The sequence below is a fragment of the Pseudomonas sp. D2002 genome (assembly GCF_013385735.1).
In the GTDB taxonomy this organism is placed as follows: domain Bacteria; phylum Pseudomonadota; class Gammaproteobacteria; order Pseudomonadales; family Pseudomonadaceae; genus Aquipseudomonas.
Map to the genome: position 1 here is coordinate 162,175 of NZ_JACAPL010000003.1, position 23,094 is coordinate 185,268.

The following is a 23,094-nucleotide window of genomic DNA, read 5'->3' on the forward strand; positions in this document are numbered from 1 at the left end:
GTGGGAACGAGCAAGCGGTGTGCTTTAGTTTTTCACCACTTCTTCCAGGGTGAAACGCCCCAACGGGTTCTGCAGGAAGTTGCTCACATTCTTGCGTGAGATGTTGATGTACGGGCTGTAGTACAAGTCGATCCAATTCACGTCCTGTTTCGCCAGCTTCTGCAGGTCGACATACATCTGCTCACGCTTGACCGGCTCGGCCTCGATCCGCGCGGCCGCCACCAGTGCCTTGACCTTGTCGTTCTTGTAGCGGGTCATGTAGTTCTGGTTGGTGTCGTGGCCCAGCACGAAGGTGGTCTTCTGGTCCGGGTCGAGGATGTCGTTGGTCCAGTACATCACCGAAATATCGTACTCACCGTCTACTAGCATCTGCCAGCTTTGGGTCGGGTCGACCTTCTGCAGGTTGGCGGTCACGCCGACCTTGGCCAACTGGTCCTTGATGATCACCGCAATCTGCTCGTCGGCTTCGTTGCCGGCGTTGACCACGTAATTGAGCTTCAAGTCCTTGGCGCCAGCCTCTTCCAGCAGTTTCCTGGCAGCGGTCGGGTCATACGGGCGTTGCAGGTTGTTGGCGTAGTGGTACAGCGAGCCTTTTGGGATGTAGGAATAGGCCACGGTGCCTTGACCGTAGGTGGCGGTCTTGACCAGCGATTGTTTATCGATGGCCATGTCCAGCGCCTCGCGCACCTGCTGCTTGGCCAGCAGGCCGTGGGCGTGGTTGATTAGCAGGTGATCTTCACGGGTGGACGGGTCGGCGTGGATCACAACGTTTTTGTCTTTCTTCAGCTCTTCGACGCGGGAGAACGGTACGAAGATCGCCGTGTCGAGTTCGTTGTTCTGCACCATGCGCATGCGCGTATTGTCATCGGTGACCGACACCCACTCCACGCCATCCAGGCTGACGTTCTTGGCCTGCCAGAAGTTCGGGTTCTTCTTGAGAATGACCCGATCGCCCTTGCGCCACTCTTCCACGGTAAACGCGCCGGAGGTCACCGGGCTTTCCGAGTAGGCGTCTTCGCCCATTTTGGTCATGGCCTTTTCCGACAGGATCGACACCGTCGGCGACGCCAATTGCGAGAGGAAGGCTACAGCCGGGGTTTTCAGGGTAACTACCAGCGTTTGCGGGTCCGACGCCTTGGCGGTGTTGATCAGGCTGAACGGGTCGCTCCACAGCGAGGCCTTGTTGTCGCGGATACGCAGCAAGCTGAACGCCGCATCGTCGGCGGTGATCGGCGAGCCGTCGGAGAACTTCGCATCGCGCAATTTGAAGGTGTAGGTCAGGCCGTCCTTGGAAATCTCCCAGCTTTGCGCCAGGCCCGGTTCCATCTTGGTGCCCAGGTTATCAACGCGCACAAGGGTGTCGTAGACGTTGGCGAACACCCAGGTGTCGCGGTTTTGCGCGCTTTTGATCGGGTCGAAGGTGGTGCTGTCTTCACGGCAGCCGATGGTCAGTACGCCGGCGGCTTGCGCCAAGCCAGCGGTAAGAGACCACGCGGTTAATGTAGCGGCGGCGAGCAACTTCAAGTGACGGGATTGCATGTCATAACTCCTTGTTTAGGACGGCAGAAAGGGTCAATGGCTGTTCAAGCACGCAACTGTATCGATGCTCGTGCAGGAAATGCGTCGGCGGCAACACCACGGAACACATCGTCCGGGCATGTCGGCAACGCGGGTGAAAGGCGCAGCCTGTAGGCAAATTCAGCGGGCTTGGTGGCTCACCCGGCAATGGTTCTGCAGGCAATGGCCGATGCGGATCGATCTCGGGGATGGCCTCGATCAACGCCGCCGTGTACGGATGGCGCGGCGTGGTAAACACCGCTTCCACCGGCCCTTCTTCGACGATCTTGCCCAAGTACATCACCGCCACGCGGTCGCACAGGCGACGCACAATGGCCAGGTCGTGGGCGATAAACAGAATCGCCAGGTTCATGCGCTGTTGCAGTTCCAGCAGCAGGTTGATGATCTGGCCCTGGATCGACACATCCAGCGCCGCCACGCATTCATCAGCGATGATCAAGCGCGGCTCCACCGCCAAGGCACGCGCGATACCGACGCGCTGGCACTGGCCGCCACTGAGGGAAGCGGGTTTGCGACTGGCCAGTTCGGGGCGCAGGCCGACCAGGTCGAGCAGTTCATTGACGCGCGCCGCGATCTGTTGCGGGGCGACTTTGCGCTGCACGCGTAACACTTCGGCGATGGTTTCGCCGATGGTGTGGCGGGGGTTCAGCGCGGCGTACGGGTCCTGGAAGATCATCGCGGTTTCATGCCGCAGGCGCGCGATGTCGATGGCACTGCCGTGGGCCATGTCGATGCCGTCAAACAGCACTTGGCCGGCGCTGATCGGGTTGAGGTGCAGGATCGCCCGGCCGAGCGTGCTCTTGCCGCTGCCGGACTCGCCGACCAGCCCCAGGGTTTCGCCTGCGGCCAGGTTCAGCGACACGCCGTTGACCGCCCTCACCCACTGTTTATTGAGGCCGAACAGGCCCGTGCCGGACGCGGCAAAACGCACCTCAAGGTCCTTGATCTGCAACAGGCTCATGGGCGATCTCCCAATGGATAGTGACACGCCACCCGCGCGCCTTCCGGCAGCAACTCGGTGCACAACGCGCGCGCCTGCGGGCAACGCGGGTTGAAGCGGCAACCGTCGGGCAATGCATCCAGCAACGGCGGCTGCCCGGGAATTGTGCGCAGCAAGGCGTGGCCACTGCTGTGGGCCGGTTGGCAATCGATCAGGCCGGCGGTGTATGGGTGTTGCGGATGGGCCAGCAGGTCGTACTTGCTGCCGTGCTCGCACAGGCGCCCGGCGTACATCACCGCGATGGAGTCGCAGGTCTGCGCCACCACACCGAGGTCGTGGGTGATCATGATGATCGACAGGCCGCGCCTGTCGCGCAGGTCCAGCAACAGGCGCAGGATTTGCGCCTGCACCGTCACATCGAGGGCGGTGGTCGGCTCGTCGGCGATCAGCACTTTCGGGTTGCAACCCAGCGCCACGGCAATCATCGCGCGTTGGCGCATGCCACCGGAAAACTCGTGTGGGTAATTGTCGACCCGCGCCTTGGGATCGGGAATGCCCACCTGACGCAGCACCTCGATGGCCTGCAGGCGCGCGTCTTTTTTCGACGCGTCCTGGTGCAGGCGGATGCCCTCGGCGATCTGCTCGCCGATGCGCATCAACGGGTCGAGGTGGCTGCTGGGGTTCTGGAAGATCATGCCCAATTGCCCGCCGCGTATGGCACGCATGCCGGCGTCATCCAACGCCAACAAGTCTTGCCCGGCCAGGCGCACAGCACCGCCTTGCACGCGCAGGTTGGGCGACGGCAACAGGCGCATCAGCCCGCGACAGGCCATGGTCTTGCCCGAGCCGCTCTCGCCCACCAGCCCGAGGATTTCACCTTCGGCCAGGTCAAAGGACACCCGGTCGACCAGGGTGACATCGCGCCCGGCGTTGTTGGCGATCACGCTGAGGTCCCGCACCTGAAGCAGGCTCATGTGCGCTCCCCCAACACGTGCGCCACGCCATCGGCGAGCAGGCTGAACCCCATGGCCAAGGTGACGATGGCCAGCCCCGGAAACGTGCAGATCCACCAGGCCGTGGTGATAAATGCCTGCCCTTCGGCGACCATCGTGCCCCACTCGGCGGTCGGCGGCTGCACGCCCAGGCCCAAGTAGCTCACGGCGGCGCCGTTGAGCAGCACCAGCACCGCGTCAGACATGGAAAACACGATCGAGCCGAACATCGCGTTGGGCAGCAAGTGCCGAAACAGAATGCGCCCATGGCCAAAGCCCAGGCTCTTGGCGGCCAGGGCGAACTCGCTTTCCTTGAGCACCAGGATTTGCGAGCGAATCAGCCGCGCGTACGACACCCAGCCCACCAGCGCCATGGCGATATAGAAGCTCTGCAAGCCGGGGCCGAGGATGGCCATGATCGCCAGCATCAACACCAGGAACGGGAAGGCCAGGATCACGTCGATCACACGCATGCAGAAGCTGTCGAAGCGCCCGCCGATATAGCCGGACACCGCGCCAATGAAAGTGCCGATCATGAATGGGAAAATCACCCCGACAATCGCCAGTTGCAGGTCGATGCGCGCGCCCCAGATCACCCGCGAAAGAATGTCGCGCCCGTAGTTATCCGTGCCAAACGGATGGGCCAGGCTGGGCCCGAGCAAGCTGATCTCGGTGTTCTGCGCAATCGGGTCAAAAGGTGCGATCCACGGCGCAAACAGCGCCAGGGCCAACCACAGCAGCAGAATCAACAGGCCCCACGCGGCGGTCAGCCGACCGTTGCGAAAACCGAAACGCAGGCGCAAACGCCAGGGGGCAATCAGTGGGCGGCTGCTCATTGCATGTTCACCCGTGGGTCGAGGGTGACTGTCACCACGTCGGCGAGGAAGTTGACCACCACCGTCGCACACGCCAGCACCATCGCCACGCCCTGCACCACCATGTAGTCGCGGGTGAAGATGCCGCGCACCAGCAATTGGCCGATGCCGGGAATCGCGAACAGGCTCTCGATCACCACCGTGCCGCTGATCAGCCAGCCGATATTCACCGCCAGCAGGTTGACCGCCGGCACCAGCGAATTGGGCAACACATGCCGGCGGAACACGGCGGCCTCCGACAGCCCACGCGCGCGGGCGGCGGTGACGTGATCGGCCTGCAACTCCATCAACATGCTCGCCCGCAGGTTGCGCACCAGCACCGCCGACAGGGCCAGAGCGATGGTCAGGCACGGCAGCAGCATATGGTGGGCTTTATCCAGCCAGGTGCGTCCATAGCCGGACACCGGGAACAGGCCCCACTTCACACTCAGCAACAGAATCAACATCAAGCCCAGCCAGAATGCGGGCATGCCCAGGCCGACCGTGGTGAACACCCGGATCAGGTTGTCTGCCCAGCCGCCTTTATTGCGCGCCGCCCAGGTCGCCAACGGCAGCGCAATCAACAGCGCCAGCACCACACTGCCGAGCACCAGCACCAGCGTCGGCTCGATACGGGTGACGATCAGCTTCAACGCGTCGACCTTATACAGCAGGGATTGGCCGAGATCGCCCTTGAGCAGGTTCTTGAGGAAGTAGAAATATTGCAGCCACAACGGCTGATCGAGGCCGTATTGGGCACGGATTTTCAGCAGGGCATCCGGCGTGCTGCGCGAGCCGAGCAAGGCCCGCGCCGGGTCGCCGGGAATCGAACGCACCAGCACAAAGGTGATCAGGCTGATGCCAAACAGCACCGGCAGCAATTGCAGCGGCCGGGACAGCACAAAACGGTAACGCGCCAGGTTCATCCGTCAGCCCCGGTGACGCGCGAGGAAGTCCAGCAGCACCGGGAAGTACGCGTGGGGCTCCTCATAAAAAGGCATGTGGCTGCTGTTGGGGAACACGTGCAGTTCGGCATGCCTGGCGGCCAGTTTCATGCGATGGGCACAGGCGGGCGTGAGCTCATCGTGCTGGCCGGTGGTGATCAGGATCGGCATGCTGAACTCGGCCATCTCGGGGATGCGGTTCCAGTCCTTGAGGTTGCCGATGTAGAGGAACTCGTTAGGGCCTTGCATGGTTTCGTAGGGGCCCATGTTCCAGTCACCAAGGGAGCGCTTGACCGGCTCGGGCCATTCGTCCAGGCGGCAGACATGGCGGTAGTTGAGCAAGGTGATGGCGGCCTGGTATTGCGGGTGATCGAGGGTGCCCATGGCCTCGTGGCGTTGCATCATGGCCACGGTTTCGCTGCCGAGGGCGCCGCGCAGGCGTTCAAGCTCCTGGGACAGGTGCGGAATGTCGCCGACGGTATTTGAAAGGATCAGGCTTTTCAGCGCATGGGGATAGTGGATGGCGTATTCGATACCCAACCAACCGCCCCAGGAATGCCCGAGCAAGTGCACGCGGCCCAAGCCGAGGGCCTGGCGCACGGTTTCGACTTCTTCGACATAACGGCCGATTTCCCACAAGGTAACGTCGGTGGGTCTGGCTGATGCGCCGGTGCCAAGCTGGTCGAATGCAACCACTCGCAGGTTATGGTCTTTGAGCCAGCCATGGGCGTCGCGCAAGTAGTCACACGGCAGGCCCGGACCGCCGTTGAGACACAAGAGCACCTCATCGCCATCGCCAAAGCTGTAGACCACGAGGTTATGGCCGTCGACTTGCACGTTGTATTGCTGGTCGGGGGCAACTTCACGCCACATGCATACATTCCTTGTGTTGTATCGGCCTGGCAGGTAGCGGCCGTTTACAGCCCAACACTACCGAGGATGCCGCGCGTCCATAACCTAGTATTTCTTATAGGTTTGGCCTGGCAGTCCTTCGCCGGGGCGTGGCATTCTACTTGCCGCAAGTCGAGATTCAAATGAATTCGGGAGCAGAACGGATGCTGGCCAAGCTTACTGCCTTCAATAACCGTCTCATGCCAGGCAGGAGCCTGGATGAACAGATGGACAATACGTTTATCCTCGCCCAGCAGTTGGGCTTCGATGCGCTGGTGTACGACTACACGCCGGTGCCGATTGACCAGGACGGCTCACTGATCACCCCTTCGGTGCTGGAACTGCGCAATACGCCGCCCGACTGGCACGCGTTATGGTGCAGCGAAGGCTTCTACCAGATCGACCCGGTGCAACATCTGGCCCTGAGCACGGTGTCGCCGTTCGTGTGGTCCTACGAGGCGAAAGCCGATACCGCACTGCAAAAGATCATCGACCCGTGCCACGCGCCGGTGTCTTCCTACCTGCATGAGCGCCAACTGACCTGCGGTGTCAGCGTGCCCATCCACCTGCCGCGCGGCGGCTTCGCCTCGCTGACCGGCCTGCGCACCGGCAAGGCGCGCACGGTGTTGAAGGACGCGCAGCAGACCCTGGCAGACTTCAGCCTGATCACCCATGCCCTGCAGGAAGCGGCCTACCCGCTGTTCAGCAAAGAACTACGCACGTACCCGCATATTCACCTGACCAAACGCGAACGCGAATGCCTGAAATGGGCCGCCGATGGCCTTACGGCCGCTGAAATCGCCACGCAGTTGAGCCGCTCATTGGCAGTGGTGACCCTGCACCTGGCCTCGGCGATGCACAAACTGGGGGCCAAGAACCGCGTGCAAGCGGTGGTGCGCGCCACCCATTACCGTTTGCTGGAAGACTGACCCGTCAGCAAAACCTAGCTGTTTTGCTAGTTACTTAAACGTTACGTGACGATTATCGTAGCCCTGATCCTTTTTTTCAGAGCAGGGTACGAAATGGAATTCTTCGAGAAAGTCCGCGAAGGCTATGCGGCCTTCGGCGCCTACCAGACCTGGTATCGCGTGACAGGCGACCTGACCACCGGCCGTACACCGTTGGTGATCATTCACGGCGGCCCCGGCTGCACGCACGACTATGTCGACGCCTTCAAAGACGTGGCGGCCAGCGGCCATGCGGTGATTCACTACGACCAACTGGGCAATGGGCGCTCCACCCACTTGCCGGATAAGGACGCGTCGTTCTGGACCATCGACCTGTTCCTCGCCGAGCTGGACAACCTGCTCGACCACCTGCAAATCAGCGATAACTACGCGATCCTCGGGCAATCCTGGGGCGGCATGCTCGGCAGCGAACACGCGATTTTGCAGCCCAAAGGCCTGCGCGCGTTTATCCCGGCGAACTCCCCCACGTGCATGCGCACCTGGGTCAGCGAAGCCAACCGCCTGCGCAAACTGTTGCCGGAAGGCGTGCATGAAACCCTGCTTAAACACGAACAGGCCGGCACCTACCAGGACCCGGAATACCTCGTCGCTTCGCGGATTTTTTATGACCAGCACGTGTGCCGCGTCAACCCGTGGCCGGAAGAAGTGGCGCGCACTTTTGCCGCCGTGGATGCCGACCCGACTGTGTACCACGCCATGAGTGGCCCGACCGAGTTTCACGTGATCGGCAGCTTGAAGGATTGGAATGTGATTGGCCGGCTGTCGGCGATCACGGTGCCGACCCTGGTGATCTCCGGCCGGCACGATGAGGCCACGCCGTTGGTGGTCAAGCCGTTCCTGGATGAAATCGCGGACGTGCGCTGGGCGCTGTTTGAAGACTCCAGCCACATGCCCCACGTGGAAGAACGCCAGGCGTGCATGGGCACAGTGGTGAAGTTTTTGGATGAGGCCTGTTCAATGCCGCACAAAGTCCTCAAGGCTGGCTAAGTGATCGTTCCCACGCTCCGCGTGGGAATGCGCCCTTGGACGCTCTGCGTCCGCTCTCAAAGTCGTGACGCGGAGCGTCACAGGATGCACGCCCACGCAGAGCGTGGGAGCGATCATAAGTCCTCAAGGCCGGCTAATTGATCGTTCCCACGCTCCGCGTGGGAATGCGCCTTTGGACGCTCTGCGTCCGCTCTCAAGGTCGTGACGCGGAGCGTCACAGGATGCACGCCCACGCAGAGCGTGGGAGCGATCATAAGTCCTCAAGGCCGGCTAAGTGATCGTTCCCACGCTCCGCGTGGGAATGCGCCTTTGGACGCTCTGCGTCCGCTCTCAAGGTCGTGACGCCGAGCGTCACAGGATGCACGCCCACGCAGAGCGTGGGAGCGATCATAAGTCCTCAAGGCTGGCTAAGTGATCGTTCCCACGCTCCGCGTGGGAATGCGCCTTTGGACGCTCTGCGTCCGCTCTCAAGGTCGTGACGCGGAGCGTCACAGGATGCACTCCCACGCAGAGCGTGGGAGCGATCATTTAGACTTCAGTGGTTTCAGGCTTTGCGGCCTTTCTTGGCACATCCGCCACCACCGGAATCTCCTTCCCCTCAGCATCAAACAACTTGCCGCCGCTGAAGTAATCCCCATCGCGCAATGCCGCCACATCGTGGAAGCACAAGCTGCGCTCAGTCCCCGCCACGAACACCGATTGCTGGTCCGAGTTACCGGCGGTGAAGTGGTTGAACGCCAGGTTCAGCAGGATCGCCATGATCGCCGACGAACTGATGCCCGAGTGGAAAATGGTCGCGAACCACGTTGGGAAGTGGTCGTAGAAGTTCGGCGCGGCGATGGGGATCATGCCGAAACCGATGGAGGTGGCAACGATGATCAGGTTCATGTTGTTGCGGTAATCCACCTTCGACAAGGTGCGAATACCACTGGCCGCCACGGTGCCGAACAGCACAATCCCGGCGCCGCCGAGCACCGAGGTGGGCACGGCGGCAATCACCCGGCCCATAAAGGGCAGCAGGCCCAGCACCACCAGGAACACCCCGCCCGTCGCCACCACAAAGCGACTTTTCACCCCGGTTACCGCCACCAAACCGACGTTCTGGGCGAACGCACTTTGGGTGAATGAGCCAAAGATCGGCGCGAACATGCTCGACAGCATGTCGGCGCGCAAGCCGTTACCCAGGCGCTTGGAGTCGACCTTGGTGTCGATGATCTCGCCCACCGCGAGGATGTCCGCCGAGGTTTCCACCAAGGTCACCATGACCACGATGCACATGGAAATGATCGCCGCCAGGTGAAAAGTCGGCATGCCGAAATGGAAAGGTGTGGGGAAACCAAACATCGGCCCTTGGGCGACGCCGGAGAAATCGGCCATGCCGAGGAACACCGCGATCACGGTGCCGATCACCATGGCCAGCAGGATCGACAGGCGCGAAATGGTCGCGCTGCCGATCTTGCTCAGCAACAACACCAGCACCAGGGTCAGCGCCGCCAGGCCGATATTGGCCGTGCTGCCGAAATCCGCCGCGCGGCTGTTGCCGCCCATGGCCCAGCGCGCTGCCACCGGCATCAGCGTCAAGCCAATCGTGGTGATCACAATGCCGGTGACCAGTGGCGGGAAAAACTTGGTGATCCGTGAGAACACCGGCGTGATCAACAGCCCGATAAACGACGCGGCCATCACCGCCCCGAGAATCGCCGGCACCCCGCCCGCGCCATCACTGCCAACAATCGCCACCATGGTTGCCACACCGGCAAACGACACGCCCTGCACCAGCGGCAGCTGGCAGCCAAAAAACGGCAGGCCGAGCGTCTGCAACAGCGTGGCCAAGCCACCGGCAAACAATGACGCGGCAATCAACAGGCCGATGTCCGCCGGCGACAGACCGGCCGCTTGGCCAACGATCAACGGCACGGCAACAATGCCGCCGTACATGGTGAGCACATGCTGCAGGCCGTAAGCCATGTTGGCCGCGACGCCGAGATTCTCATCTTCTGGCCGCTGCGGTGACGCCTTCGGGATAGTCATGGTGAGGGGTTCTCTGTTTTTGTTGTGCGAACACTGTATGCAATGTTTGGACTGGATGTCCATAGAGTTGTATACAATCAATCGAACAAGATACCCTCCATCGGCGTTACAAAAACAATCCGGCCGTCATGAGCCAGAACGCCAAAGGACCTCTAACAATGAAAAAGGCATTACAGGGCGCAACCGTTGCACTCACCCTTCTCGGCGGCGGGGAGGCTGTCGCGGTGGAATGGATGAACAACAGCGTAGGATTTCGCTACGGCCAGCACTTCACCAATCCGAATAACCCGGATGATTTCAGCAAGCGCATCTACAGCTTCACCCACGCCAGCGGCTACCAATACGGCAGCAACTACCTGAACCTGGATGTGTTCCTGTCCGACAGCCACGACCCGCGCAAGGGCACCGACCATGGCGGCAGTGAGGTCTACGCCGTGTACCGGCACCAGCTGTACGCGTCGCGGGTATTTGATATGCCGCTCGGCACCGGGCTGATAAAGGACTACGCGCTGACCCTGGGCTTCGACGCCAACCGCAACAACAACGCCGCCTCAGCCAAAAAACGCGCACTGGTGATCGGCCCGACGCTGAAGTTCAACACCGTCGGCGTGCTGGATTTGAGCCTGATGTACTACAAGGAAAGAAACCACACCGGCATCCCCGGCGCGCAGGAGTCGAACCACACGTTCGACGACACCTACATGCTCAACCTGACGTGGATGCGCCCGTTCGACATCGCCAACCACGCGGCGAAGTTCCAGGGGTTCGTCAATTACGTCGGGGAAAAAGGCGAGGACTACCACGGCCGTGACACCGCACCGGAAACACTGATGCGCAGCGCGCTGATGGTGGCGGTGCGGCCGGGTAAAAGCGTGAAGCCGAACCTGTATCTCGGCGTGGGGTATGAGTACTGGCACAACAAGTTCGGCGTGGACGGTGGGCGGGGTACTCGGACCTCCACGCCGACGCTGAATATGGAAGTCACCTTCTAATGCACTGAAGAAACCGACTCCAAATGTGGGAGCGGGCTTGCTCGCGAATGCAGTGTGTCAGTATCGAATAGGCCGGCTGACACACCGCTTTCGCGAGCGAGCCCGCTCCCACAGGTTTGATTGCATTTCAGCTTTAGGCGTTGGCGAGCTCGGAATTGTCCGCCTTCGGCCGCGCCAGCCAGTAACCCAACACCGCCAACGGTGCGGTCGCCAACATCACAATCACAGTGATCAACAACGGCTGATCAATCATCGACGACACCAGCAGGCTGCTGAGAAAGCACAGCCCCAGTTGCAAGGTGTTTTGCAGTGCTGCCGCCTTGCCGGAATTTTCCGCAAAGGGCATCAGCGCATTCGCCACCACAATCGGGTAGCTCGCACCGTTGACCAGCGCCATCAGGCAGAACGGAATCAGCAAAGTGGTCAGGGTCGGCACCGTCAACGTGGCGACCAGGTACAACGCCACCATGCTGATGCAATACGCCACCAGCAACCAGGGCAGCAGGGTTTTGCCCTGGTAATGCTGCAACGCACTGCGGCAACTGTAACCACCGATCAGAAAAGCCAGGGTCGGCAGCACGTAGCTCAGGCCGATGTCATTCGGGCTGTAACCCATATCGCCGAGGATGAACGGCGACGCGGTCAGCCAGGCAAAGAAACTGGCGGAACAGGCGGCGAAGATCATCACGTTGCCGGTGAACACGCGCGAGGTCAGCAACTGCCCATAACCGAGGCGCGAAGGTTCGCCCTGCTCTGCGAGACGTTTCGGCATCTTGCGCAGGAACAGCGTCGGCAGCAGCAACAGCAGCGACACGCCCAGCAACACCGCGAAGATCGCCTGCCAGCCGAAGTGATTCAACACCATCGCCCCCAGCAACGGCGCCAGCGCCGGTGACAGCGACATCAGCGGCATGATGCTGGCGAACACGCGGTGCGCCTTGTCAGCCGGGTAACGGTCGATCACCAGCGCCTGCCAACTGACGGCGGCGGAACACACGCCAATCGCCTGCATAAACCGCAACGCCAACAGCTGAGGCGCAGTTTCGACCCAGAACATGCCTGCGCAACCCAGCACGAACAGGCTCAGGCCGGTCAGTAGAATCGGCTTGCGCCCCAGTCGGTCGGACAACGGCCCCCACAACAACTGCCCCACCGCAAAGCCGGCGAGGAAGATACTCAAGCTGGCACCCACGGCCCCCGCGCTGATGTGCAATTGCTCGCCCATGGCGCCGAACGCCGGCAAGTACATGTCCATGGCGAGATAACCGAGCATGCTCAGCCCCGCCAGATACCAGGTGAAACCAAAAGAATTTTTCATTGAAGCCTTGCTGAATCTGCCATCAAACTATTTGCTGACTGGCGCCTATTATGAAGCTGACAGTGAGTGTGTGAAGCGATAATAATTGGACACTCTTATCAAATATTTTGAAGGCATCCGTAATGTGGTCCGAATATTCACTGGACGTCGTCGATGCCGTGGCACGCCACGGCAGCTTCAGCGCCGCCGCCCAGGAACTGCACCGCGTGCCATCGGCCATCAGCTACACCGTGCGCCAGCTTGAAGAATGGCTGGCGGTGCCGCTGTTTGTGCGCAGGCATCGCGATGTAGAGCTGACGCCCGCCGGCCGTTTATTTATAGACGAAGCCCGCGGCGTGATGAAAAAAATGCTCGGCACCCGGCGTTTGTGCCAACAGGTGGCGAATGGCTGGAGCGGTCAATTGAAGGTGGCCGTGGACTCCATCGTCAAACCCCAGCGCTGCCGGCAGTTGGTGCTGGACTTCTACCGGCAGTTCCCCGAGGTGGAATTGCTGCTGGAATACGAGGTGTACAACGGCGTGTGGGACGCCTTGGCCGATGAGCGCACCGACATCGTGATCGGCGCCACCAGCGCCGTGCCGGTGGCCAGCCACTTCACCTTTCGTGACATGGGGCTGCTGAACTGGCTGTGTGTGGTCAGCGCCAGGCACCCACTGGCGGCGATGGACGGCTTGCTCAGCGACGACCAACTGCGCCCGTTCGCGTCGCTGTGCATGACCGACACCTCGCGCAACCTGCCCAAGCGCGACACCTGGACCCTGGATAACCAGCGCCGGCTGGTGGTGCCCAACTGGGCCTCGGCGCTGGATTGCCTGCGCGATGGCCTGTGCGTCGGCATGGCCCCGGCGCATCAAGTGCTGCCGTGGATTGAACGCGGCGAGCTGGTGGCGCTGCAATTGAGCCGACCGTTCCCGGCCAGCCCGTCGTGCGTGGCGTGGGCGCAGAACAAGCTGTCGCCGGCGATGAGTTGGTTGCTGGAGTACCTGGGGGATACTGAAACCATGAATCAGGAATGGTTGAATGGCCCAGATCTCTAAAGGATGAAGGAGATCCCCTGTGGGAGCGGGCTTGCTCGCGAATGCGGTGGGTCAGTCACCCACTGTATTGCCTGACCCTGCGCATTCGCGAGCAAGCCCGCTCCCACATTTCGATCCGGTTTCTAATCCAATAATCGGGTGATGGCCCGCACGATCATCTCGACTTCCTTGGCATCCAGCGTCAGCGGCGGTAGCAGGCGGATGATCGTGCCGCGCGTCACGTTGATCAGCAGGCCCTGCTCCTGCGCTGCGCGGTAGGCCAGGTCGCGATAAGGGCGAGCCAGTTCGATGCCAATCATCAAACCCTGCCCGCGAATCGCCAGCACCTGTGGATGCTCGCTCAATTCCACCCGCAACCTTGCCAGCAGCCGCTCGCCCTGTTGCGCAGCGTTCTGCAGCAAGCCTTGCTCCTCAATAATATCCAGCACCGTGCAGCCGACGCGGCAGGCCAGCGGGTTGCCGCCAAACGTGCTGCCGTGGCTGCCGGGGGTGAACAGCTGGGCCACGGCAGCCTTGGCCAGGCAGGCGCCGATGGGCACGCCGTTGCCGAGGCCTTTGGCCAGGGTCATCACGTCCGGGGTGATGCCTTCATGCTGGAACGCAAACCAGGCGCCGGTGCGGCCGATGCCGGTCTGGATTTCATCCAGCATCATCAGCCAGCCGTGGCGCGTGCAGTGATCGCGCAGGGCTTTCAAGTAGCCGGGCGGCGCCAGCAGCACGCCACTTTCGCCCTGGATCGGCTCCAGCAACACGGCCGCGATGCGCGTGCCGAACTGTTGAGTGATGGCTTCCAGTGCCGCCAGGTCGCCAAAAGCCACCTTGAGAAAATCCCCCGGCAAGCGCTGGAAACCCAGGCGCACCGACGGCCCGTCGCTGGCCGCCATGGTGCCGAGGGTGCGCCCGTGAAAGGCGTTTTCCATCACCACCACCAGCGGCTCCTCGATGCCTTTTTTCCAGCCATGCAGCCGAGCGAGTTTCAGCGCCGTCTCGTTGGCTTCGGCGCCGGAGTTGTTGAAGAACGCACGGTCCAGGCCGGACAGCTGTGCCAAACGCTGGGCCAGGCGCTGTTGCCAGTCGATGCTGTAAAGGTTGGAGGTGTGCAGCAACAAGCCCGCCTGCTCACTGATCGCCGTCACCAGTCTGGGGTGGGAATGGCCGACATTGGTCACCGCCACACCGGCCACCGCGTCGAGGTATTCACGGCCCTGCTGGTCCCACAGGCGCGTGCCCAGGCCACGGGTAAAGCTCAGGGCCAGGGGTTGATACGTGGTCATCAGGCAGGCGGCGGTCATGGTGGCAAGCTCCAGTGCATCGTTGGGATGCGTGCAGTATCGTTAGCCACTAGAGCTGGATAAACTGCGTATTCCTGCAATGACTTTAAACCAGGGCTTGATAATGGATCTGTTCCAGGCAATGTCGGTGTATGTGAAAGTGGTCGAGACCGGCAGCATGACGGCCGCCGCGCAAGAATGCGGGATGTCGACCACCATGGTCGGCAATCACTTGCGCGCCCTGGAACAGCGCCTGGGCGTCAGCCTGCTCAAGCGCACCACGCGCAAACAAAGCCTCACCGAATTTGGCGGGCAGTATTACCAGCGCTGCCTGGAAGTGCTGGGGCTGGTGGCCGACTCCGAGTTGCTGGCAGAGCAGGCACACAGCGAAGTCCCCAAAGGCAGCCTGCGCATCACCGCGCCACCGGTGTTCGGCACCGAGCGCCTGGCACCGGCCTTGAGCGAATTCTCCCAGCGCTACCCGCTGATCAACCTGCACGTGGAGTTGAGCAACGAGCGAATGGACTTGGTCGACAGCGGCTTCGACGTGGCGATCCGTCTCGGCGAACTGGAAACCTCCAGCCTGATCGCCAGGCCCATGCAGGCCTACACCCTCACCCTCTGCGCATCACCCGCGTACCTGGCGCGACGTGGCACGCCGCACACCCCCGACGACCTGCGCCAGCACGACTGCCTGGCGTTCGCCTACCCGGCGACCGACAACTGGCGCGACACCGACAAGCTCTGGCGCATGACCGGCGAAGAAGGCGAGGTGGAAGTCCCGGTGGCGGGCTCATTGACCATCAACAGCTCGCAAGGCTTGCGCCAGGCGGCCGTCAACGGCATGGGCATCATCATGCTCGCCGATGCCCTGGTGCAACCGGACCTGGAGAGCGGCAAGCTGGTGTCCTTGCTGACCACCTACCAACTGTCCAGCCGCCCCATGCACCTGCTCTACCGCCAGGACCGTTACCGCCTGCCCAAGCTGCGCGCCTTTGTGGATTTCGCCATGGAAAAGTGGGCGCTCTAGAAGGCCACGCCCAACTCCCGCAGGCGCGCCGCCGTGCGCTCGGCCGACACGTGGTGAATGCCCTGCCAACCGAGGGCCACGGCCGCCTCGATATTGCCGGCGACATCATCGATAAACACCACTTCACCGGGCTGAATATCCGGCAGATGGGCGCGCACCTGATTGAGGCTGGCGTGATAGATCGCAGGGTCCGGCTTGATCAGCTTCAACTCGCCCGAGACCACGATATCGCGCAAATGCTGCAGGAACGGATAGTTGGCGCGCGCATAGGGGAAGGTTTCCGCCGACCAGTTGGTGAGCCCGAACAGCGGCATATTGGCCTTATGCAGCGCTTCAAGGATCGCCACGCCTTCCGGCAACGCGCCACGCAGCATCTCGTGCCAACGGTCGTAGTACGCCTGGATCAGGCGTTCGTGCTCCGGGTACTGCTCGATCAAGTGGCGGGTGCCTTCGGCCAGGCTGCGGCCGGCGTCTTGCTCGGTGTTCCAGGCTTGAGTGCAAATGGTGTCAAGAAAGTGCTGCCGCTCGTGATCGTCGGTAATCAGCTGGCGGTACAGGTGGTGCGGGTTCCAGTCGAACAGGACACCGCCGAAATCAAAAACTACTGCACGAATCGTCATCAGATCCTCCGTTAGCGTGGCTTGATAGCACAAGGAGTCTGGCAGATTGTGAGGGTGCGCGGGAGCGCGATGAAGTGCAGGAAGGTTCCCAGGCGAAACGCCAAACAAATGTGGGAGCGGGCTTGCTCGCGAATGCGCAGTGTCAGTCACCAGATCGGTTTACTGATACACCGCTTTCGCGAGCAAGCCCGCTCCCACATTTTTGACCGTGTTTTAGGCTTGGATCAGGCCATTGATTTTCACGGTCGGGTTTACATCGGCTTCGTAATCCACGCCGTCGATTTCAAAGCCGAACAAGCGCAGGAACTCAGCCTTGTAGCCGGCAAAATCGCTGATCTCGTTGACGTTGTCGTCGGTGACCTGGTTCCACAACGCGGCCACGGCGTCCTGGACTTTCGGCTCCAGCTCGGCCAGGTCGGCGCGCAGGCGGCCGTCGGCGTCCAGCTTCGGCTCGCTGCCGTACAGGCTGTCTTTGAACAGGCCGTAGACCTGCTCGATGCAGCCTTCGTGGGTGCCCTGCTCTTTCATCACTTTGAACAGCAACGACAGGTACAGCGGCATGATCGGGATCGCCGAGCTGGCCTGGGTGACCACGGCCTTGAGCACCGACACACGGGCGTCGCCCTTCAGCGCGGCGAGGTTGTCGCGCAGGGTCAGGACTTTTTTGTCCAGGTCTTTCTTGGCTTCGCCGATGGAGCCGTTCCAGTAGATGTCCTGGGTCAGCTTCTCGCCGAGGTAGGTGAACGCGGTGGTCTTGGCGCCTTCGGCCAATACATCGGCGTCACGCAGGGCGTCGATCCACAGCTGCCAGTCTTCGCCGCCCATGACTTTCACGGTGCCGTCGATTTCTTCCTGGGTTGCAGGCTCAAGCGTGGTGTCGACCACAACGCCTTTGTCGGTGTTGATACCGCGCAGGGTCACGGCCTTGCCGATTGGCTTGAGGGTGGAGTTGTGCACCACGCCTTGCGGGTCGGTACGGCGTGGCGCGGCCAGGCTGTAGACCACCAGGTCGATCTTGCCCAGATCTTTCTTGATGGTTTCGATGGTCAGGCGCTTGATCTCGTCGGAGAACGCGTCGCCGTTGATGCTCTTGGCGTACAGGCCTTTTTCAACCGCAAACTTCTCGAACGCAGCGCTGTTGTACCAGCCGGCGGAGCTCAGCTTGCCTTCTTCGCCTTCTTTCTCAAAAAACACACCCAGGGTGTCGGCGCCGCAGCCAAACGCGGCACTGATGCGCGCGGCCAGGCCATAACCGGTGGAAGCGCCGAGGACCAGCACCTTTTTAGGGCCGCCTTCGATGACGCCGTGTTGGGTCACGTAGTCGATCTGTTCCTTGACGTTCGCTTCACAGCCAACAGGGTGAGCGGTCACACAGATAAAGCCACGAACCCGCGGTTTGATGATCATAAAATTTCTGCCTCTTCCAAGGTGCCGAAGGCCAATGGTGGCCATTCAACTTAATCGTACCGGTCTATGACGTCCAAAAAACCGAAGCGTCACGATAGTCGCAAATCTTCTGTTTACAAAATTCAATCGGCGCAGCGCTTTTTGGCCTATGCCTGCTACCGTTCACCCTCCTACGGGTTTGCGGCGTAAACTCTGCGCCAGACCATAACCGTGAAGATTTGTTCAATTCCTTCACAATTTCGCAATATTTAAAACGCCTATTCGTCGCTGAACGCCTTATCATAAGGGGGATGTATCAACATGTTTCAACACCCCTACCACTCGCAGCCACGGATCCGGACCTGTCGAATGGCGTCCAGCTGGAGCTGAGTTTCATGAGCAAGTCTGCCTTACGCAAAAATGCAGTGTCGGTCGCCTGGGCAATCGGCGTCCTGCTGATTATTTGCCTGTTTCCCATGACCACCGCGGTATTTCTCGGCCTGGTGCTGGTTTGCGGGGTCTACGACTTCCTGCGCAACGGCCTGTATGACGCCGACACGATCAAAAAGTACTTCATCGGCAGCGGCCGTAATACCTGGATATTGGCGCCGTTCAACACCCTGTTCGACCTGTTGAGCCTGCGCAACCGCCATGTCTACACCATGCGCGACCTGCCGCCGGCCTGGCGTGAAGACCTGCAACAGGTGATCGACGATGCCATGGCCAACAAGGATGAAATCATCAGCTACCTGGATGAACGCATGGCCGAGAAGAAGCGCGGCATGTTGTTTTTCCAATGGTACGGCCGCCCGATTGAAACCACTTTGGACATTCCGCAACTGCGCAAAAAACTGCCGTATGTGAAGACCATTGGCGTCTCGGTATTCAACGAAAACCGTTCGACGTCCTTCCACTTCGGCCCGCTGCGCATGATGTTCCGCGTGCTCTACAACATGGCGCCGGCGCCGCACCACGAGGGTGTTTACATCCAGGTGGGCAAGCACAAGCACTACTGGCACGACGACCCGCTGTTTATCTTCGATGACACGCTGATGCACGCGTCCTTCAACAAGAACGACGCAAAACGTTACTGCCTGTTCATTGATATCGTGCGGCCGACCTTGCTGCCTTCAGTGCTCAACGCCGTGATCGCAGGCTTTGCCGGGCTGGTGTTTACCCTGCGTCGGGTTTTCTACAAAAACTGGAAGCTGATTCAGTAAGTTCTGCGGCATGATGGTGCTGGACGGTGTTTGCGCCCTGCCCGAGAGGCGGCCAAACTACAGTCTCGTGCGACCGAATTCGGCGCTCACCATTTTCAGGCCATCGCTGCCCTAGACGGGTGCGATGGCTGCGCCTTCAAGGACCCAGAATGCCCCAACGTCAAGTCATCAACGCCTCCGTCAGCCCCAAGGGCAGCCTCGAAACCCTGTCCCAACGTGAAGTCCAACAACTGAGTGAAGCCGGCACCGGCAGCATCTACACGTTGTTCCGCCAGTGCGCCCTGGCCATCCTCAACACCGGCGCGCATATCGACAACGCCAAGACCATCCTCGACGCCTATCAAGATTTTGAAGTGCGTATCCATCAGCAGGACCGCGGCGTGCGCCTGGAATTGTTGAACGCACCGGCCGACGCCTTCGTCGATGGCGAAATGATCGCCAGCACCCGCGAAATGCTGTTCAGCGCCCTGCGCGACATCGTCTACACCGAGAACGAGCTGGACAGCCAGCGCATCGACCTGAGCAACTCCCAAGGCATTACCGACTACGTGTTCCACCTGCTGCGCAACGCCCGTACGCTGCGCCCGGGCGTGGAACCGAAAATCGTGGTGTGCTGGGGCGGGCACTCGATCAACACCGAAGAATACAAATACACCAAGAAAGTCGGCCACGAACTGGGCCTGCGCAGCCTCGACGTGTGCACCGGCTGCGGCCCCGGCGTGATGAAAGGGCCGATGAAGGGCGCGACCATTTCCCACGCCAAACAACGCATCACCGGCGGGCGCTACCTGGGCCTGACCGAGCCGGGCATCATCGCCGCCGAAGCGCCGAACCCCATCGTTAACGAACTGGTGATTTTGCCGGACATCGAAAAACGCCTGGAAGCCTTCGTGCGCGTCGGCCACGGCATCATCATCTTCCCGGGCGGCGCCGGCACGGCCGAAGAGTTCCTGTACCTGCTGGGCATCCTGATGCACCCGGACAACCGCGACGTGCCGTTTCCGGTCATCCTCACCGGGCCGAAACACGCCGCGCCGTACCTGCAACAGCTGCACGCCTTCGTCGGCGCCACCCTGGGCGAAGCGGCGCAGGCGCACTACCAGATCATCATCGACGACCCCGCCGAAGTGGCGCGCCAGATGACTGCCGGGCTCAAGGCCGTGAAGCAGTTCCGCCGTGAGCGCAACGACGCGTTCCACTTCAACTGGCTGCTGAAGATCGACGAAGGCTTCCAGCGCCCGTTCGACCCGACCCACGAAAACATGGCCAGCCTGCAACTCAGCCACGCGCTGGCGCCCCACGAACTCGCAGCCAACCTGCGCCGCGCGTTTTCGGGGATTGTGGCGGGTAACGTCAAGGACAAAGGCATTCGCTTGATCGAGCAGCATGGGCCGTATGAGATTCACGGCGACCCGGCGATCATGAAGCCGCTGGATGAGCTGCTACAGGCGTTTGTTGCCCAGCACCGTATGAAGTTGCCGGGCGGCGCGGCGTATGTGCCGTGCTATCGCGTGGTCCAATAACTAGCGTTGCACCGCCACGCATTTGATTTCCACCAGCAACCCGGGATGCGCCAGTTCTGACACGCCGATGGTCGTCCAGGCGCAATGCCCGCGTGGAAACAGGCGGTTTTTCACCGCGCGAAAAACCGCCATGTGCTGGCTCATGTTCACGTGATACGTGGTCATGTCGACCACGTTATCAAAACTGCAACCGCCCTCCTCCAAGACCTGCCGCAGGTTGCCCCAGGCAGCAATGAATTGCGCCTCGGGGTCTTCAATCACGGCCAGTTCCGGCGTGCGGCCAACCTGGCCTGCGCAGTACAAAGTGTTTCCAACTTTAACGGCTGGCACGTAGCCCGCGCGCTCAACAATGGGTTGCATGGCAGGAGGGATGATGAGCTTGCGGTCGGTCATAGCTTGTATCTCTTTGGGGTGCAGGAAAGCGTGTGAGCGCGAACAGTTCGAACTAGGGTTTTACCTGTTCCCATTGACTCACACCAGCAGAGCGACCTATGGACCAACGGATCTTGCCCTTCATCAATCCTTACCTTAGGGTAAGGAATATCACGATGGAGTTATTAGCTATGGCCACCGCAACACTTACCTCAAAAGGGCAAATCACCATTCCTATCCAAGTGCGCACCGCATTGGGCCTGGAAACCGGCGACCGGGTTGAATTTGTCGAAACGGAAGACGGAAAGTTTTCCATCATTGCCGCGAGCAAAACCGTGCAGGACCTCAAGGGGTTGATCCGCAAGCCCGCCCAGGCCGTGTCGATCGATGCCATGAACCACGCCATCGCCACCCAGGGAGCAAAAGCGCGATGATCGGCCTGGATACCAATGTGCTGGTGCGTTATGTCACCCAGGATGACCCGGTCCAATCGCCCACGGCCTCGGAGCTGATCGAATCACTCACCACACTGTCGCCAGGCTTTGTCAGCCTGGTGTCGGTGGTGGAACTGGTCTGGGTGTTACAAAGCTGCTACGAGTCGGCCAAGAGTGAGGTGGTGACCGTGCTGGAAACGCTGTTGCGCACACGTGAATTGACCGTCGAACATGCCGAGATCATCTGGCAGGCTCTGCGCCGATTCACCGCAGGCAAAGCCGACTTCGCCGACTACCTGATAGAGCGCTGCGCCCATGCGGCCGGTTGTGAATACACCGCCACCTTTGATCAAAACGCGGCCAAGGCCACAGGCATGAAACGGCTGGGCTGAGCCACACCATTGCGACGCTGTTCAGGCTTTGGTAAAACCGCGTTCAACCTTGATCAAGAGACAGACTCACGTGCGCATCCTGCTACTCGCTACTTTGAGCTTGGCCTCCACCCTGGCCGCCGCCGACACCATCGCCTGGCCCGACCTGCCGAAAAGCTGTTTCGTCAGTGGTCGCTCTGCCACCAGCGCGGATGTGGACACCGGCTGTGCAGCGTTCTTGATCAACGTGCAAGGCAAAGCGGCGGGTACGCCGATCAAGCTGGAGATTCCCCAATATGCCGTGCATGTGGACGAAGCCACGGGCAAAGAAACGCCAGTGATCATCATCCAGGCCGAAGAGAACGGCGAGATCAAGGCAGTGGGCTACAAGGAACTGGGCACCGATCAACTCGGTGCTGCGTTGTTGCGAGAGGTGCGCTTGCTCGGAACTGAAAAACCTATATGAGATGCCATCCGCTCCTCGCTAAAAGAGGCTAACGAATATCATGTATCCCAAAAAAACGGTGACTGAACAGATCAAAGCCTTGCACAAGAGCCAGGTAACCAACGTTGGTTTTTTCTGGTACCGCGATGCAGAACAATATGCGCGGTTTCTGTCGATCTACGAAGATCGCGACACAATGCACGATACATACGCGCTGTGGCATAAACAGGCGGCCAAAGCGGTAAAGCAGTATGAGCGACGAGGCTTCGTCACCCACAGAGTCTACTCCACGCCTGAAGAGCTGCTAGCCTGGTGCCAGGCAAACGGCACGCCGCTGAACGCAGCGAGCCGAAGCGCGTTCGCCAATGAAAAACTTGCGACTGCCGCCAAACGCCCTAACAGCCTAAGTAACGCCATCGGACGTGCAGGACACCACTGATTGATCAGCAGCGCGCCCGAAATATGATCAGTCAGCGCACCCAGCCGCCGCCCTGCCAGTGGTAACCGTCATTGCGCTGCACCCAGTGCGGATGCACATAACGATAGCCTTCGCGCACTTGCTCCCAATGGCCGTGTACCGCGACGTATCGCCCGCCTTCCCAGCGCCAGTAACCGCGCGACCACACATAGCCATAACGCGCCGCGGGTTCGACTTCGATCACCTGGACCGGTGGCGGTTGTGGCGCAACCACTTCGACATATTCACGCTGTACCGGCCTGCGGTCATGCACAACGCGTTCTTGCACACACCCGGATGCCGCGACGACCACTGCCGCCATTGCTGCATAACGTAGCAACATACAAAAATCCTCGGGCGTTACCGCCCAACACCTGCACCAGTAAAAAATGCCCCCATGTTTCAGCCACGCTCCTGCTTAGGCCTGGGTTCT

Annotated in this window: 24 protein-coding genes; 11 read left to right on the forward strand and 13 right to left on the reverse strand. The window is 60.8% G+C overall.

Going from position 1 to position 23,094, the window contains the following annotated elements:
* Positions 1-24: 24 nt before the first annotated feature.
* Genes HX783_RS03990 through HX783_RS04015 form a run of 6 tightly spaced genes read right to left on the reverse strand, consistent with a single transcriptional unit; the run spans position 25 to position 6,181 of the window.
* Positions 25-1,539, reverse strand: a complete 1,515-nt coding sequence (locus HX783_RS03990; RefSeq protein WP_177016041.1) for an ABC transporter substrate-binding protein — start codon at positions 1,537-1,539, stop codon at positions 25-27.
* A gap of 1 nt (position 1,540) precedes the next feature.
* Positions 1,541-2,539, reverse strand: coding sequence for an ABC transporter ATP-binding protein (locus HX783_RS03995; RefSeq protein WP_177016042.1), 999 nt, complete (start codon positions 2,537-2,539; stop codon positions 1,541-1,543).
* Complete coding sequence (locus HX783_RS04000) at positions 2,536-3,492, reverse strand: ABC transporter ATP-binding protein (protein ID WP_177016043.1); 957 nt, start codon at positions 3,490-3,492, stop codon at positions 2,536-2,538. Before HX783_RS04000 ends, HX783_RS03995 begins: the two co-directional genes overlap by 4 nt.
* On the reverse strand, positions 3,489-4,346 hold the full coding sequence (locus tag HX783_RS04005) for an ABC transporter permease (protein ID WP_159954956.1): 858 nt from the start codon (positions 4,344-4,346) through the stop codon (positions 3,489-3,491). The genes HX783_RS04000 and HX783_RS04005 overlap by 4 nt, the downstream gene beginning before the upstream one ends.
* Entirely contained in the window at positions 4,343-5,290 is a 948-nt protein-coding gene (locus HX783_RS04010; protein ID WP_159954955.1) for an ABC transporter permease, read from the reverse strand. Before HX783_RS04010 ends, HX783_RS04005 begins: the two co-directional genes overlap by 4 nt.
* 3 nt (positions 5,291-5,293) lie before the next feature.
* The gene (locus tag HX783_RS04015) at positions 5,294-6,181 is read right to left on the reverse strand and encodes a proline iminopeptidase-family hydrolase (protein WP_177016044.1); all 888 of its coding nucleotides are present in this window, start codon (positions 6,179-6,181) and stop codon (positions 5,294-5,296) included.
* Between the two features lie 182 nt (positions 6,182-6,363).
* Here HX783_RS04015 and HX783_RS04020 point away from each other — a divergent pair, with 182 nt between their 5' ends.
* Together HX783_RS04020 and HX783_RS04025 are read left to right on the forward strand one after the other, a co-directional pair.
* Entirely contained in the window at positions 6,364-7,128 is a 765-nt protein-coding gene (locus HX783_RS04020) for a LuxR family transcriptional regulator (RefSeq protein ID WP_159954953.1), read from the forward strand.
* 93 nt (positions 7,129-7,221) lie between these two features.
* Complete coding sequence (locus tag HX783_RS04025; RefSeq protein ID WP_177016045.1) at positions 7,222-8,154, forward strand: proline iminopeptidase-family hydrolase; 933 nt, start codon at positions 7,222-7,224, stop codon at positions 8,152-8,154.
* A 528-nt stretch (positions 8,155-8,682) separates the two neighbouring features.
* Here HX783_RS04025 and HX783_RS04030 read toward each other — a convergent pair.
* Positions 8,683-10,185, reverse strand: coding sequence for a nucleobase:cation symporter-2 family protein (locus HX783_RS04030; protein ID WP_177016046.1), 1,503 nt, complete (start codon positions 10,183-10,185; stop codon positions 8,683-8,685).
* 158 nt (positions 10,186-10,343) lie between these two features.
* On the opposite strand from HX783_RS04030, the gene HX783_RS04035 reads away from it, so the two are divergent.
* Entirely contained in the window at positions 10,344-11,177 is an 834-nt protein-coding gene (locus HX783_RS04035; protein WP_177016047.1) for a nucleoside-binding protein, read from the forward strand.
* 133 nt (positions 11,178-11,310) lie between these two features.
* On the opposite strand, the gene punC is transcribed toward HX783_RS04035, so the two are convergent.
* On the reverse strand, positions 11,311-12,495 hold the full coding sequence (gene punC, locus HX783_RS04040; protein ID WP_177016048.1) for a purine nucleoside transporter PunC: 1,185 nt from the start codon (positions 12,493-12,495) through the stop codon (positions 11,311-11,313).
* A 122-nt stretch (positions 12,496-12,617) separates the two neighbouring features.
* On the opposite strand from punC, the gene punR reads away from it, so the two are divergent.
* Positions 12,618-13,532: a DNA-binding transcriptional activator PunR gene (punR, locus tag HX783_RS04045; protein ID WP_159954948.1), complete on the forward strand. Its 915-nt coding sequence runs from the start codon at positions 12,618-12,620 to the stop codon at positions 13,530-13,532.
* Between the two features lie 122 nt (positions 13,533-13,654).
* Here punR and HX783_RS04050 read toward each other — a convergent pair whose 3' ends face one another.
* Positions 13,655-14,824 (reverse strand): aspartate aminotransferase family protein, encoded by a 1,170-nt coding sequence (locus HX783_RS04050; RefSeq protein ID WP_177016049.1) that lies wholly within the window; start codon positions 14,822-14,824, stop codon positions 13,655-13,657.
* A gap of 103 nt (positions 14,825-14,927) precedes the next feature.
* On the opposite strand from HX783_RS04050, the gene HX783_RS04055 reads away from it, so the two are divergent.
* On the forward strand, positions 14,928-15,833 hold the full coding sequence (locus tag HX783_RS04055) for a LysR family transcriptional regulator (protein ID WP_177016050.1): 906 nt from the start codon (positions 14,928-14,930) through the stop codon (positions 15,831-15,833).
* Here the strand turns inward: HX783_RS04055 and HX783_RS04060 are convergent.
* The gene (locus HX783_RS04060; protein ID WP_177016051.1) at positions 15,830-16,453 is read right to left on the reverse strand and encodes an HAD family phosphatase; all 624 of its coding nucleotides are present in this window, start codon (positions 16,451-16,453) and stop codon (positions 15,830-15,832) included. The genes HX783_RS04055 and HX783_RS04060 overlap by 4 nt on opposite strands.
* A gap of 213 nt (positions 16,454-16,666) precedes the next feature.
* Positions 16,667-17,860, reverse strand: a complete 1,194-nt coding sequence (gene fabV, locus HX783_RS04065; RefSeq protein WP_159954944.1) for an enoyl-ACP reductase FabV — start codon at positions 17,858-17,860, stop codon at positions 16,667-16,669.
* A 374-nt stretch (positions 17,861-18,234) separates the two neighbouring features.
* Between fabV and HX783_RS04070 the strand changes: the two genes are divergently transcribed.
* Positions 18,235-19,059, forward strand: coding sequence for an aspartyl/asparaginyl beta-hydroxylase domain-containing protein (locus HX783_RS04070; protein WP_177016052.1), 825 nt, complete (start codon positions 18,235-18,237; stop codon positions 19,057-19,059).
* A gap of 149 nt (positions 19,060-19,208) precedes the next feature.
* On the forward strand, positions 19,209-20,582 hold the full coding sequence (gene ppnN, locus HX783_RS04075) for a nucleotide 5'-monophosphate nucleosidase PpnN (RefSeq protein ID WP_159954942.1): 1,374 nt from the start codon (positions 19,209-19,211) through the stop codon (positions 20,580-20,582).
* Here ppnN and HX783_RS04080 read toward each other — a convergent pair whose 3' ends face one another.
* Positions 20,583-20,975 (reverse strand): RidA family protein, encoded by a 393-nt coding sequence (locus HX783_RS04080; protein WP_177016053.1) that lies wholly within the window; start codon positions 20,973-20,975, stop codon positions 20,583-20,585.
* Positions 20,976-21,073: 98 nt separating this feature from the next.
* Between HX783_RS04080 and HX783_RS04085 the strand changes: the two genes are divergently transcribed.
* The 4 genes from HX783_RS04085 (at position 21,074) to HX783_RS04100 (ending at position 22,643) form a co-directional block, all read left to right on the forward strand.
* Complete coding sequence (locus HX783_RS04085) at positions 21,074-21,388, forward strand: AbrB/MazE/SpoVT family DNA-binding domain-containing protein (protein ID WP_256347104.1); 315 nt, start codon at positions 21,074-21,076, stop codon at positions 21,386-21,388.
* Positions 21,385-21,780, forward strand: a complete 396-nt coding sequence (locus HX783_RS04090) for a PIN domain-containing protein (RefSeq protein ID WP_177016054.1) — start codon at positions 21,385-21,387, stop codon at positions 21,778-21,780. Before HX783_RS04085 ends, HX783_RS04090 begins: the two co-directional genes overlap by 4 nt.
* Positions 21,781-21,850: 70 nt before the next feature.
* Positions 21,851-22,225 carry a hypothetical protein gene (locus tag HX783_RS04095; RefSeq protein ID WP_177016055.1) on the forward strand — a complete coding sequence of 125 codons (375 nt, stop codon included), beginning with the start codon at positions 21,851-21,853 and terminating at the stop codon, positions 22,223-22,225.
* 40 nt (positions 22,226-22,265) lie between these two features.
* Positions 22,266-22,643, forward strand: a complete 378-nt coding sequence (locus tag HX783_RS04100; RefSeq protein WP_177016056.1) for a hypothetical protein — start codon at positions 22,266-22,268, stop codon at positions 22,641-22,643.
* Between the two features lie 31 nt (positions 22,644-22,674).
* On the opposite strand, the gene HX783_RS04105 is transcribed toward HX783_RS04100, so the two are convergent.
* The gene (locus HX783_RS04105) at positions 22,675-23,004 is read right to left on the reverse strand and encodes a YXWGXW repeat-containing protein (RefSeq protein WP_159954939.1); all 330 of its coding nucleotides are present in this window, start codon (positions 23,002-23,004) and stop codon (positions 22,675-22,677) included.
* Between the last annotated feature and the right edge of the window lie 90 nt (positions 23,005-23,094).